At 60.9% G+C, this 13,768-nt stretch carries 10 protein-coding genes; 4 read left to right on the top strand and 6 right to left on the bottom strand.

Going from position 1 to position 13,768, the window contains the following annotated elements:
- Window positions 1-88: 88 nt before the first annotated feature.
- The 3 genes from mfd (at window position 89) to ACFT1A_RS07855 (ending at window position 6,362) form a co-directional block, all read left to right on the top strand.
- A complete protein-coding gene (mfd, locus tag ACFT1A_RS07845) occupies window positions 89-3,715 on the top strand; it encodes a transcription-repair coupling factor (RefSeq protein ID WP_378446496.1) in 3,627 nt (1,208 codons plus the stop codon).
- Window positions 3,716-3,722: 7 nt separating this feature from the next.
- The gene (locus ACFT1A_RS07850) at window positions 3,723-4,559 is read left to right on the top strand and encodes a MazG family protein (protein WP_378446497.1); all 837 of its coding nucleotides are present in this window, start codon (window positions 3,723-3,725) and stop codon (window positions 4,557-4,559) included.
- A 420-nt stretch (window positions 4,560-4,979) separates the two neighbouring features.
- The gene (locus ACFT1A_RS07855; protein ID WP_378446498.1) at window positions 4,980-6,362 is read left to right on the top strand and encodes a sugar transferase; all 1,383 of its coding nucleotides are present in this window, start codon (window positions 4,980-4,982) and stop codon (window positions 6,360-6,362) included.
- Between the two features lie 24 nt (window positions 6,363-6,386).
- Here the strand turns inward: ACFT1A_RS07855 and ACFT1A_RS07860 are convergent, their stop codons facing one another.
- The 6 genes from ACFT1A_RS07860 to ACFT1A_RS07885 all read right to left on the bottom strand — a co-directional run bounded on the left by ACFT1A_RS07860 (window position 6,387) and on the right by ACFT1A_RS07885 (window position 12,015).
- Window positions 6,387-6,941, bottom strand: coding sequence for a YdcF family protein (locus ACFT1A_RS07860; RefSeq protein ID WP_378446499.1), 555 nt, complete (start codon window positions 6,939-6,941; stop codon window positions 6,387-6,389).
- A gap of 33 nt (window positions 6,942-6,974) precedes the next feature.
- Window positions 6,975-8,096 carry a glycosyltransferase gene (locus tag ACFT1A_RS07865; protein WP_378446500.1) on the bottom strand — a complete coding sequence of 374 codons (1,122 nt, stop codon included), beginning with the start codon at window positions 8,094-8,096 and terminating at the stop codon, window positions 6,975-6,977.
- Entirely contained in the window at window positions 8,093-8,629 is a 537-nt protein-coding gene (locus ACFT1A_RS07870) for a DapH/DapD/GlmU-related protein (RefSeq protein ID WP_378446501.1), read from the bottom strand. Before ACFT1A_RS07870 ends, ACFT1A_RS07865 begins: the two co-directional genes overlap by 4 nt.
- The gene (locus tag ACFT1A_RS07875; protein ID WP_378446502.1) at window positions 8,626-9,606 is read right to left on the bottom strand and encodes a GDP-L-fucose synthase family protein; all 981 of its coding nucleotides are present in this window, start codon (window positions 9,604-9,606) and stop codon (window positions 8,626-8,628) included. Before ACFT1A_RS07875 ends, ACFT1A_RS07870 begins: the two co-directional genes overlap by 4 nt.
- Window positions 9,603-10,640 carry a GDP-mannose 4,6-dehydratase gene (gene gmd / locus ACFT1A_RS07880; RefSeq protein WP_378446503.1) on the bottom strand — a complete coding sequence of 346 codons (1,038 nt, stop codon included), beginning with the start codon at window positions 10,638-10,640 and terminating at the stop codon, window positions 9,603-9,605. Before gmd ends, ACFT1A_RS07875 begins: the two co-directional genes overlap by 4 nt.
- Window positions 10,641-10,722: 82 nt before the next feature.
- Window positions 10,723-12,015 carry a glycosyltransferase family 4 protein gene (locus ACFT1A_RS07885; protein WP_378446504.1) on the bottom strand — a complete coding sequence of 431 codons (1,293 nt, stop codon included), beginning with the start codon at window positions 12,013-12,015 and terminating at the stop codon, window positions 10,723-10,725.
- 409 nt (window positions 12,016-12,424) lie between these two features.
- Here ACFT1A_RS07885 and ACFT1A_RS07890 point away from each other — a divergent pair, with 409 nt between their 5' ends.
- Entirely contained in the window at window positions 12,425-13,687 is a 1,263-nt protein-coding gene (locus ACFT1A_RS07890; RefSeq protein WP_378446505.1) for a hypothetical protein, read from the top strand.
- Window positions 13,688-13,768: the final 81 nt, after the last annotated feature.

Here is a 13,768-nt window from a genome sequence, read left to right on the forward strand (position 1 = left end):
CGAACCGGCGCACAACTCTGCCTCGGTGGGGATCTTGCGCTCGGGCTGTGCGTCCGCAACCCGTCATCACTGTTCAGGAGCGCGTTCGTTGACTTCCTTGTCCTCTGCCCAGACTGCGCTCGCTGGACTCGCCGAGGTCGCCCTCGCTGACGCCGCGTTCACTCCGGTGATCGACTCGATCGGCGCGGCCGCCTTGGACATCGTGGCCCCGAAGCCGGCTCGGCCATTCATCGCCGCTGCACTTGCCGCTCGCACGCCGGTACTGCTGGTGACGGCCACCGGTCGCGAAGCCGACGATCTGACGTCAGAACTCACCGAGATGCTCGGCGGAGGTGTCGCGCAGTTCCCGTCGTGGGAAACGTTGCCGCACGAGCGCCTGTCGCCGAGCGCGGATACCGTCGGGCGACGGGTGGAGGTACTGCGCAGACTCGCCAGACCAGACGACGCCTCGTACGGTTCGCCTCTTCGGGTGATCGTCACCACGGTGCGCTCTCTCGTACAGCCGATGGCACCAGGTCTGGGCGAGATCGAGCCGATAACGTTGCGCGTCGGCACCGAGATCGATTTCGATTCCGTTCTCGTACGTCTGGTGGAGATGGCGTACAGCCGTGTCGACATGGTGGGAAAGCGCGGAGAGTTCGCGGTCCGCGGCGGCATTCTCGACCTGTTCTCCCCGACCGCGGATCATCCGGTACGTATCGAATTCTGGGGTGACGAGGTATCGGAGCTTCGATACTTCTCGGTTGCCGATCAGCGTTCGCTACCGGACGTCGACGTCGATTCCGTGATTGCGCCACCGTGTCGTGAACTGATTCTGACAGCTGATGTTCGTGATCGAGCTGCGGCACTCGCTGCTGAGAACCAGGCTGACGCGTCGTTGGTCGAGATGCTGGACAAGATCTCGGCAGGAATCCCCGTCGAAGGCATGGAAGCTCTGCTCCCGGTTCTCAAACCCGGTGAACTGCAACTACTTTCCGATGTTCTTCCCGAAGGGGCGCACATCCTTCTGTGTGATCCGGAGAAGGTGCGCACCCGCGCCACCGACCTGGTGCGCACCGGACAGGAGTTCTTGGAAGCGTCGTGGACGGCGGCGTCGATCGGCGGCGCCGCACCGCTCGACACGTCGATCCTCAACGGCGGCGGAGTCGATCTCGGCGCCTCCGCGTACCGGTCGCTTCGCCATGTTCGCGAATCTGCCGAAGCTGCCGGCCGACCCTGGTGGACGGTCAGCCCGCTGGCGTCGGGAAACGGTGAAGAACTCGAACTCCCGGTTCAGGCGGCACCGCAGGTGCGTGGTTCCGACGACCTGTTGGCCGAACTGTTCGTCAGCCTCCGGGCGCACGTGAGCACGGGCGGTCGCGCGGCGATCGTGGTGGCAGGTGCCGGAACGGCAAGCCGCGTCGTGGAGCGACTCGGTGAAGCCGAAGTGCCCGCCAAGATGCTCGACGCCGGCGCTACCCCCGCGCGTGGACAGGTCGCGGTGCTCCGCGGATCACTGCATGACGGTTTGGTACTCGCCGGAGACGACTCGACGCCCGGGATGGTGATCGTCACCGAGTCGGATCTGACGGGCAACCGTGTTGCCGCGGTCGGCGACGGTAAGCGTTTGCCGGCCAAGCGCCGCAATCAGGTCGACCCCCTCGCGCTGTCGGCTGGGGACATGGTCGTGCACGATCAGCACGGTATCGGCCGGTTCGTCGAGATGGTCGAACGCACCATCGGCGGGGCGCGTCGTGAATACCTGGTCATCGAGTACGCGCCGAGCAAGCGTGGTCACCCGGGTGATCGTCTGTTCGTCCCGATGGAATCGCTCGATCAACTCTCCCGGTACGTCGGTGGAGAGTTGCCGGCGCTGAGCAAGCTCGGTGGATCCGACTGGGCAAACACCAAGCGCAAGGCCCGCAAGGCGGTTCGTGAGATCGCGGGTGAGTTGGTTCAGCTCTACGCGGCGCGTCAGGCGGCCCCCGGGCATGCGTTCGGCCCGGACACGCCGTGGCAGAAGGAACTCGAAGACGCATTCGCGTTCACCGAGACCATCGACCAGTTGACCGTCATCAGTGAGGTCAAGGCCGACATGGAGAAGCCGGTTCCGATGGACCGGGTGGTGATCGGCGACGTCGGTTACGGCAAGACGGAGATCGCCGTTCGCGCCGCGTTCAAGGCAGTACAGGACGGCAAGCAGGTAGCGGTGCTGGTGCCCACGACTCTGCTTGCACAGCAACATCTTCAGACGTTCACCGAACGTATGGCGTCGTTCCCGGTGAAGGTGCGAGGGCTGTCCCGTTTCACCGATGCCAAGGACTCGAAGGAAATCATCGCCGGCATGGCCGAAGGTGAGATCGATATCGTCGTCGGTACTCATCGGCTGCTGCAGACCGGGATCCGCTGGAAGGACCTCGGGCTTGTGATCGTCGACGAGGAACAGCGATTCGGAGTCGAGCACAAGGAACACATCAAGGCACTACGAACCCACGTCGACGTCTTGACGATGTCGGCTACCCCTATCCCTCGTACTCTCGAGATGAGCATGGCGGGCATCCGCGAGATGTCCACGATCCTCACGCCGCCGGAAGAACGTCATCCGATCCTCACCTACGTCGGTGGGTATGCGGACAAGCAGGTTGCCGCGGCCATTCGGCGTGAACTTCTGCGCGACGGCCAAGTCTTCTACGTGCACAATCGCGTCAGCTCGATCGACAAGGCAGCCAAGAAGATCCGCGAACTCGTTCCGGAGGCTCGCGTCGTCGTGGCACACGGTCAGATGAACGAGGACACTCTCGAAAAGACCGTGCAGGGCTTCTGGGAGCGCGACTTCGACGTGTTGGTCTGTACCACGATCATCGAAACCGGCCTCGACATCTCGAACGCGAACACACTGATCGTCGAACGTGCGGATTCACTGGGGCTTTCGCAGTTGCATCAGCTGCGCGGCCGAGTCGGGCGTAGTCGCGAACGCGGATACGCCTATTTCCTGTATCCGGCTGAAAAGCCATTGACGGAAACGGCGTACGACCGACTGGCAACGATCTCGCAGAACTCCGACCTCGGCGCAGGTATGGCAGTCGCGATGAAGGACCTCGAAATTCGTGGAGCCGGAAACGTCCTCGGCGCCGAGCAGTCCGGTCACGTGGCGGGCGTCGGGTTCGATCTGTACGTCAGGCTCGTGGGAGAGGCAGTCGAAGCCTTCCGGGCGGCAGCCGACGGCAAACCGATCACGATGGACGAGGGCACGAAGGAGGTCCGGATCGACCTGCCTGTGGACGCGCACATCCCGCCCGATTACGTCACCAGTGACAGACTCAGGTTGGAGGGGTACCGCAAGCTCGCCGCCGCGACGGATTCCGACGGTATCGCTGCCGTCGTCGAAGAACTGGTCGATCGTTACGGCCCACTGCCCGAAGAGGTTCGACGGCTGATCTCGGTGGCCAAACTTCGACTGCTCTGCCGCGAGTATCAACTGGAGGAAGTCGCCGTCACCGGAACTCAGCTCAAGATCTCGCCCATGGCACTGCCCGATTCCAAACAGATCAGGCTCAAGAGGATCTATCCGAGCGCGCAGTACCGGGCAACGACCGGGCTCGTGCAACTCCCGCTGCCACGTACCGGCGGAGTCGGCTCTGATCGCCTCCGTGACGTCGAACTGCTGCAGTACATCGCGGACTTCATCCTGGCGATAGACGGGCGAGCCGCGGGTGCAGTCCTTGTCGAGGCGTGAGCGCACGGTGAACGAATCGCCCGTCGTCATACTGCTCGATCCATCGCGGCCGCACGTCTTTCCGCTTGCGGCACTGCCGTTCTTGTCCGGCGTGCTCGACATCGACCCCGACGTTCCCGAGTCGGTTCGCAGTGCACTGCCGATCCCGACACCCGGTGCCGCCGTGACTGTGAAGATGGACACCCCAGGTCAGCGGATCGAGTCGTTGTTCGCTTCCTCGGTGAGGGTGATTCGCGCCGAACCCGTTCACGGCGATCGACTGGTGGAAGCGGCGTCGATCATGGACCGATTGTGGAATCGAGGCGGGTGGGAGTCGACTCAAACACACGAGAGCCTCTCGATTTACCTCGTCGAGGAGACCTACGAGGTGCTGGACGCGATTCGAAGCGACGACGAGAACGATCTCCGGGAGGAACTCGGCGACCTGCTGCTTCAGGTGTTGTTTCACTCGCGGATCGCTCAATCACACGGCGTTTTCGAATTGGATGACGTGGCCGGCGCTTTGATCGCGAAACTTGTCCATCGTAGCCCGCACCTGATCAGTTCAGGGGTGGTCGACATCGCCGAACAGGAGCGCGCGTGGGACGCCTTGAAAGCTGCCGAGAAGGCGCGAGCGTCGTCCATGGACGGCATCGCACGGTCGCAACCGCCTTTGCTCCTCGCCGAGAAAGTACTGAGCAGGGCTGCCAAAGCCGGTGTGATCGTGAGCACCGATGAAGCTGATCTGGAAGCCCTGATAGAACGGTGCCGACGCGCCGACACCGAACTGCTGAGCGCCCTGGACGTGCTGATGGCCGACATTCGGAGACGTGAGAGACGACGTCTCGAAAACGTGGAGGATTAGCCCACTTTGACGTAATTGCCCGGTAATCATCTGGCAACCGGAAAATAGCTTGGGTTCGGTAAGTGCAGTTGAAACAAACCTAAGGTATGTTTACGTACGGAATGAGCAACAAGGGGTCGTTTTCTCGCACGAATCGGCCCTTGATCGGCGGTTATGTAGGGGGGTCCGATGAGAGTTCATTTCTGCACTGCGAGCGGCGAGGTACGGCAACCGGCGGGGTGTTGCCGTTCCTGGAAGCTCGAGGTGGCTACCGATCAGCGACCCGCTGAAGCTGTACGGACCCATTGAAGCCGTTCGAATGACAAGAAAGACTGATGGCAAATGAGCGTTCATGCTGAGGTGGGGACCCGGTCGGCAACATTGCAGGATTCCGCTGATGTAGGCACCGACTGGCGTCGTGCATACAGGAAACGGATCGCCGTGAGCGATTCGATCACGGTTCTGTTCGTGATCGCTCTCGCTCAGATCGGCAGTATGTGGCCGCATCCCATCGAGTGGCTGACACCACTCAAGGTGATCGCGTCTGCAGCGCTGGGAGGGCTGTGGATGATCGCGCTCGCACGCGGACGCAGCCGTCATCAGTCGATGCTGGGTGAGGGCAGTGACGAGTACGAGAAGGTACTGCTCGCTACCGGTCAGGTTTTCGGCGTGGGTGCCTTGGCCGGGATCATTCTCGGCGTAGGAATCGCGCGTAGCTATCTCATGATCGCGCTGCCCGTCGGGCTCGCTGCGTTACTGCTCGGGCGTTACCTCTGGCGACGCGACATCCGAAAGAAGCGTGCAATCGGGGATTGCCGCAACTCGGTGCTGTTGGTCGGTGGACACGCGTCCGTCGTTGCTACTACGCGAGCCTTCGTGCGGGATTCCTCGGCAGGCTACGACGTTGTGGGAGCGTGCATTCCGCGTCGGGCGACCGCGTTGGACGATCACATCGTCGTCGACGGCGCAGCAGTCCCGGTATTGGGCAACGAGTTCGAGGTGGTCGAGGCGATGCGCGCAAGCGGCGCAGACACCGTCATCGTCACCGGAACCGAAGACCTCGGGCAGGTGGGCATACGCAAACTGATGTGGGACCTCGAAGCCGAAGGTGTCGACATGGTGGTTTCACCGGTCGTAGCCGATGTGTCCAAGGCTCGCTTGATGTTTCGCCCTGCGGCGGGACTCCCGTTGATTCACGTTGCGCGACCGCGCTATCAGGGCGCCAACCGGCTCGCGCCCGCTGTTTTCGACGCGGCGTTCTCGATGTTGATGATCCTCCTCGTGGCGCCGCTCATGATCGCCGCTGCTGCTGCAGTCAAGTTCACGTCCAAAGGTCCGGTGTTCTACAAGGCGGAACGCATCGGCCTCAACGGGAAACCGTTCCCCATGCTCAAGTTTCGTACCATGGTGGAAGGTGCCGATCAGCAGGTTGTCGATCTGATGGGGGACAACGAAGGCGCGGGAGGAGTGTTGTTCAAGATGCGTGAGGATCCACGAATCACGTCCGTCGGCAAGATTCTTCGTCGATTGAGCATCGACGAGCTACCACAGTTCTTCAACGTCATTCGCGGAGAGATGAGCGTTGTCGGTCCGCGGCCGCCGTTGCGGCGCGAGGTCGAGATGTACGACGACGAGGTTGCCCGGCGCCTGCTGGTCAAACCCGGCATTACCGGTCTCTGGCAGGTAAGTGGACGCAGCGACCTCTCGTGGGAAGAATCTGTTCGACTGGACTCTTCCTACGTGGAGAATTGGTCTGCGGCGCAGAATATCTCGATCATCACCAAGACCGTATCCGCAGTGCTCAGGAGCGATGGAGCGTACTGAGCGGCCAGAGGCGGTCAGCGCCGGTCAGCACTCCTGAAACTGGGCGCGAACGTACCCGGCGGTTTGCCACACGTAGTTTGCGGCCCAGACCCAGAACGGAAGTGGTCGGGGGTCCGCGACTACGTCGATATCACCGTCCCAGCATCGGTTGATGATGTAGCGACTGCGAGAGACATGGGGAACGAAGGTCACAACGATGACGCGCTTCCAACCCTGTGCCTCTGCGCGACGCCGAATCTCCTGTCCCTCACCCCGAGTGGTCGATGGATCTGGTTTGAAACAGCTGACTTCGAAGTCGTAGGTTCCTTCGCAGATTGCGTTGATCTTCGGATCATTGCTGCGATACGGATTCGAAAAGATTATCTGGGGGGCGTAGCCCTGCTCGGCCAGGGACAGTCCGTACTCTTCTCTGCCGTCGTGATCGCCGCCGAGAACAACTATCGCGTCGGCCATTTCGGGTGTGTCGATCACCGGATCGACGTAGACCGGCCAGCCGGCAGCGGTGATTGCAGCAAGTCCGCCGACCGCCCCGCTGAGAACGAACATGCGTCGACGAACCTTGTGTCGAGTGGATTTCACAATGACTTCCTGTAATGCGAATGTGGGAGCGGCTCAGAGCCCGTACTGGGTTTCGAGTACCGCACGGACGGCAGGCATTCCGAGGCGTTCGCGAGCAACACTTCGCGCGCGGTCGCCCATCTCTGCGGCGGCGACGGGATCCTTCAAGAGCGACGAGATCGCCGCAGTCAGTGACTCTGTGGCGTCGTCGATCACGAGGCCACAGCGTCCGTCGCGGATCAGCGGCGCGAGGCCGCACGTGTCGGTGACGACTACGGGCAGTCCAGCGGCCATCGCCTCGAGCACAGACATCGGGAACGGTTCGTTCACGGAGGGCAAGACATATACCGCGGCTTGAAGAAATCGTGCGGCAGACTTGTCGAACGATAGTGGGCCTTCGTACCGGATGGAACTGCTATGTCCGGAGTGTTCGATCAGCCGGTTGACGGCTTCTGCTTCACCCTCATCCGGTCCGACTATCGAAAATCGAGCCGCGTGTCCGTTGTCCAACAACTCTCTTGCGGCTTCGACGAAGACCTGGGGTCGCTTTCTTGCCTGTAGTCGTGCGAGATAGAGGACCTCGGGCGGGTCGCAACTGTTGACTGGCCGCGACTCGCGGTCTTCGGCCTCGGGAATCCCGTTGTTGAGTTCCACCAAGTTGACGCGACCGTCTCCGACGACGGACTGCAGGTCTGCGTGCTCTCGTTCGGTCAGATAGAACACTGTCCGTGCTCGTTTGAGGACCGGGATGGTGAGAGCAGCGTCCAACGGTCTTGCCAGTAGTTTGTCTGTCTCGTCGATCATCCCGTGAGTCTGTGCGAAAACTGGAACACCGTATGCAAGAGCCAGCTTCGCTGCAGGAAGTGTCACCAGGTCACGCGCGAGATGAATATGCACGACGTCGAATTCTCGGATGTGCTTGCGGAGCCACACGAGCATCGACGGCGCGCCGATGCCCGCGTACCCGATCTTCGGGATCACGGTCCGCGCCGGAAACAATTTCAGAGCTATTCCCTGCTCGCGTGTAGGGGGTACCGCGTACCCACGCTCACCCGCGGCGATAGTTACGTCATGACCATTGTCCTGCAGTGCTTTCGACTGATTGAGGGCGACCCTGATAGGCCCTCCGTAGGCGGCGTCCGGTGAGAAGAGAGTGACGATCTGCAGTATCTTCATCGTGCAGCGCCAGCCCGTGGCGCCAACATCGTGGTTCCGGCGGGAACATCCGACGTCACCAGAGCCGTTGCACCGACGATTGCGTTTTCCCCGATCGTGACACCACGGAGGATTGTCGCGCGGGCTGCGATCCATGCCTGGTCACCGATGACGATGGGGGCATTGTCGAATTCGAATGTGGGACTTCGGTGATCATGGCTGCCCGTGCACAGGAGGACATCCTGCGAGATAGCGGTGTTCGCCCCTATGGTGACGGGTTCGAGATTGAGTATCCAGGTTCCCTCGCCGATCCACGAGTCTGCTCCGACCGTCAGTTTCCACGGCCAGTGGACACGGACGCGGTGTCGAATCAGGACGCCGTCGGCGATGTCTGCTCCGAATCTCCTGAGAATTGCAATGCGCATTCCGTTGGGGCACCACCAATGCGAAAGCAGCACACCGGAAATCACGAGCCAGGAAATTTGAACGAGCGGGCCGCGACCCTTGTCGTATCCTGCACCGGTGAACCCGGACAGAGTGCGGGCTGTGCTCACAGTCGGACCGCTGCAGACGCGTCCTGGACGTGCTCGCGATACCAGGCAACGGTCGACTCGATGCCCTCCCGGGTTGAAATCTGTGGTTGCCAGCCGGTGGCCATCAGTGTGGACACGTCGAGTAGCTTGCGCGGTGCGCCATCGGGTTTGCTTGTGTCCCAGTCCATTCGGCCTTCATATCCCACCGCTTCGGCCACAATGTTTGCGAGATCTTTGATGGTTTCGTCGTGACCGGTACCGACGTTGATATGTCCGGACTCGTTGAAAGTGTCGAGTAGGTGAAGGAGTGCGTCGGCCAAGTCGTCCACGTGAAGGAATTCTCGACGTGGGCTCCCCGAACCCCAGTTCGTGACGGATTCGATTCCATCTTTTTTGGCTTGGTCGAGTCGACGGATCATCGAAGGAAGTACGTGCGATACATTCTCCGAGAAGTTGTCGCCCGGTCCGTACAGGCTTGTCGGCATCGCCGAGATCCAAGGCAACCCGAACTGCCTGCGAACAGCCTGGACCTGGATGATTCCCGCAATCTTGGCGATCGCATAAGCGTCGTTGGTCGGTTCCAGATGGCCGTTGAGTAACTGATCTTCGGTGATCGGCTGTGGTGCCAGGCGCGGGTAGATGCACGAGGACCCGAGGAACAGCAATCGATGCACGCCGTGCCGCAGTGCTGCGTCGAGCACATTGGTCTGGATCTGGAGGTTGTCGGAGATGAAGTCGACCGGGTAAGTGTTGTTCGCGACGATTCCCCCGACTTTCGCGGCAGCCAAGACAACGCACGACGGTTTGGTGGCTTCGAAGAAGGCGAAGACGTCTGCGCGGTTTCGCAGATCGAGTTCGGCAGACGTGCGACCGATCAGGTCGGTGAAGTTGCTCTGCTCGAGTTTGCGCCAGAGCGCGGATCCCACCAGTCCCTTGTGTCCGGCGATGTATGTCGGGGCGCTGCGATCAAGAGGTGCAATCGAATTCGTTGTGATCATGAGAGCGAGATCTTCCAATCAGGGAGATTTGGCGTGTCGATCCAAGGTGTGCCGGCATGCGCCAATGCTGCGATGTCGGCGTCCATCATGATTCGAGCCAATTCTGGGGTCTGCACTGTCGCTTTCCAGCCCAGTTTGTCCTCGGCCTTGCCTGCGTCGCCGACCAGAGCGTCCACCTCTGTCGGTCGAAGGTAGCGAGGATCGAATTTGACGTACTTCTGCCAGTCGAGACCAACATGTTCGAATGAGGCCACGACAAAATCCTGGACCGTGAAGTTTCCTCCGGTGGCCAACACGTAATCATCTGCTTCGTCGACTTGAAGCATCCGCCACATGCCCTCGACGTACTCGGGTGCGTAGCCCCAGTCCCTGACCGCGTCCAAATTGCCCAGGTACAGGGAATCTTCGATTCCGGCTTGGATCCGGGCGACCGCACGCGTGATTTTCCTCGTGACGAATGTTTCACCGCGACGCGGTGATTCGTGGTTGAAGAGGATTCCGTTCACCGCGTGAATTCCGTACGCCTCGCGATAGTTCCTGGTGACCCAGTACGAGTACACCTTCGCGGCGCCGTACGGCGACCGTGGATAGAACGGGGTGTCCTCGTTCTGTGGAGGCGGACTGGCCCCGAACATTTCCGAACTCGAAGCCTGGTAGAAGCGGCACTGCAATCCCGTCATGCGGACTGCCTCGAGCAAACGGATAGACCCGATTCCGGTTGTGTTGCCGGTGTGTTCAGGCTCGTCGAAGCTGACCCGGACGTGCGACTGCGCAGCGAGGTTGTACACCTCGTCTGGTGCGATCTTCGACAAAAGTGTGACGAGACGTGCACCGTCGGACAGGTCACCGTAGTGCAAGAACAGCCGTGCGCCCTGTTCATGAGGATCCTGATAGAGGTGATCGATGCGTGACGTGTTGAAAGTTGATGCGCGTCTGATCAATCCGTGTACTTCGTAGCCTTTGGCCAACAACAGTTCTGCCAGGTAGGAACCGTCCTGTCCGGTGATCCCTGTGATGAGTGCGCGTTTGGTCATCGAGCGTCAGCTGCCTTGTCTGTGTTCGTCGTCTACAGATCCGAGTCGAGATGTGTGAGTTTTGTTCCGAGCGGCTCGCGTTCTAATTGCGGCCGGCCACCAGCTCGCGGATCCACTGTTCGCATTTGTCGATGGACGCGGTTTTGCCGACCGAGGTAGCGCAGTACTGGACTCCGGCGGCACCAAGTTTGGCGGAAGTCTCCGCATCGCCGGCGAGTTGTAGGGCCGCGGAGAGCAGGCCGGCAGGATCACCGTTCTGAGTGACGACCCCGGCACCGGAAGCACGAATCTCGTCAGCAGTCGTGGATGCCACGTCGGTCGCGGCCACAATCGGGGTACCGCTGCTGAAGTACGACGTCAACTTGCTCGGCACTGCCATCCCGACGATCCCGGGTGCCTCGTTGACCAGTAGAACGTCAGCGGCGGCCATGGCCGTGCGGAAGTCCCGGTCGTCGAGTGGACGGACGAAGTCGATGCGATTGACTCCCACTGCCGCGGCTTCGAGGTTCGGTCGCTGATTACCGTCACCGACCAGAACGAATCGGATAGGCAGATTCTGCTCGTCGGCGAGTCGAGCCGCCTCGACCACATTCTCCAGACCTTGTTTCACACCCATGTTTCCGGTGTGCAGAACTATGGTTTCGTCGGGCGACCACCCGAATCTGGTGCGTGCGGCGGTGAGATCGTCCACATCGATCGGCGCCACGTGCGTCCAGTTCCGAACGACTGTGACTCGTTCGCGTGGGACGTGAAGTTCGTTGACGACGTGGTCGACGAAACGGTCATGGACGACGGCGATTCCGTCGGCGGACTTCACGACAGCCGCCTCGAGCCTCGACGTTGCGCGGGCACTGCGGCCTGTCATTGCGCCGGTCTCCACGACGCCTTGTCCGTACAGGTCGTGGACCCAGACCCCGATGGCCGGACGATTGGGCGTCAGCCGAGCACGTCCAAGGACCATCGCAGTGGCCAGCAATGCCGGACTGGTGCACACGATCACGTCAGGCGTGTTCCACCCGGAACTGGCGGCACGTGCGCCGAAACTCAGCTCCATTTTGATTCGGCCCAATGCGTTCGGTGGGCTCGGCACGAAATGGCGCCGTCGGTGAACGTGAACACCGTTCACGACCTCGTCTATCGACCGCCCCTGATACGAAGCGTCGATTTCCCATGCCGGATAGTGCGGATACCCGGTGACGACGTGCACCTCGTGCCCGCGCTCACCGAGCGACTCGGCAAGGTCCGTCATGTACGGAGCTATCCCCGTGGTTTCCGGCGCGTAGTTGATGCCGAGGATCGTGATGTTCAGCGAGCCGACGGTGGCACTTGTCGGTAACTCGGAAATCGCGGAATCGCCGCCAGGGTGGTCGTGCATCTGGTCGGTCTGTGTACTGATGACGAACCTCCGGTTGGGAAACTGCGCTTCAAACCGTCAAATGGTTTGGTTTACGCTATTTAAGCCGGATTTCCACGGTTTATCAACCGGTCTCATGTTGTGGTTCGGTCACCGGGAGCGATGTTGCTGCATCAAATGGAGACGAGCCTGTATGTGCGTAGTGTTAACCAGCAGGTTGCAGCAGTGTGATGGGTGGACTGGCGTCGATGGGCAATTTCGAATGTGGCGGAGCGCACTGGCGGAAGGCGGAGATTTCGATCCGGCCGCGGGTTCCCTCGGAGGTTCTGCAAAACTCGCTGAAACCGGCGCACGGTTGTTTTGCCGCGAACGAAGGGAAATTGGTCGGTGAGGATTGAATTTCGGGCACACGTGATCGTGGAGGGATGAAGTGAAGGTCGATCCGCTGGCAAGCACGTACTGCTGTCACGCACAGGAGTCCTTCGGCCCAGTCGATAGGGCTGGTGTCGCAGCCGTTGTCAACGAGTGGATCTCGGAGACTTTCGAAGCGGGTATCGGGGTCTTCCCCCTTATTTTCGAGATGCGTACCGCTGGTGAGGGTTCGCCTACTGCCTCGTTACACGAACTGGGTGCCGTCGAAGGATTGCACGTGGCCGACGTGTCTTGGGCGATAGGCGTCGAGGTATTCGACCGGGCATTGTTCAAGTATTTCAATGCGCGACGATTCAGTGACCCTCGCGAGATCACTGTCGTCGTTGCACGCAACATGATCGGCCTGATCTATTCACACATGTTTGGTGACGAGACGGTCTTCATGCCGAAATCAGAACGACTCTTTCTTGCGTTGTCGGGCCTGGATCCGGCGCTTGGTCCGCACTCTCCCGCGGTGCGCGGGTTGTCGAAGCGTCGGATCGTTGCGGCCGGGCTTTTGATGGCGTCGACCAATCCCTTGATTGCCGCGACGTCCCTGAGGCGAATCCTCAGTGGTACAAGAATGTTCCAGCGTGAGGTGGTGAGTCGACGGGCATCGGGAAACAAAATCTCGTCCTCGGCCGTATCCACGGAACCTGTTCGTGGGTGGTGGCTCTCCGTTCGTTTGGTTGCCGCACCTGGAACTCGTGTGCCTTCCGTGTATTTCTATTGCGCAGTGCTCGCGGCTCTGGAGTGCGGCCCCGACGTCACTCATCACGTGGTTGTCGACCTGCGATCGGCATCGCCCCTGCTGGCGAGGACAGGGGGGAATGCGTTCAGTCATATTCCTTTCCGGGCAGATTGGACAGCTAGTAGCCCCCTCGAAGTGGCTTCGCAGGTTCGGTCGAGGATTCGCTCCGGCGAGGCGCTCGTCCGGCGTGCTGCTGGGGAGTTGGTCGGACGGCGCAATAGTCGGTCCCCGGCCGACCCTGATGGCGTGGCGTCCCCGATGGTGCTTGCTACTACAATGTCGTGTTTTCGAGTGCCCGGTGATCGAGATCATGCGTTCAGTGGTGGTGATCTGGCGTTCGCGAGGGGAATGCAGACACTCGAGCCGGCAGTTCTCGCGTCGAACATGCGCACGACGGGCCGCTACGCCGACTGTACATACAGCCATTCGGGTCATTTCGTCGATCTCGAGAAGATGCGTTCGGCCGTGAACGCTGCGGCCGCCTACCTCGGGCTTCGAATCGCGGTCAACACTGGCTCTCACTTCGACTAGAGAAGGTTCGTCTGGAGGAGGTTCTCTCTGGAGGAATGCGCGACGGCCACCCCGGCTACTTCACAGTAAACAATCCTATAG

Source organism: Rhodococcus sp. NPDC057135 (assembly GCF_042670865.1).
Taxonomy (GTDB): Bacteria; Actinomycetota; Actinomycetes; order Mycobacteriales; family Mycobacteriaceae; genus Rhodococcus_F.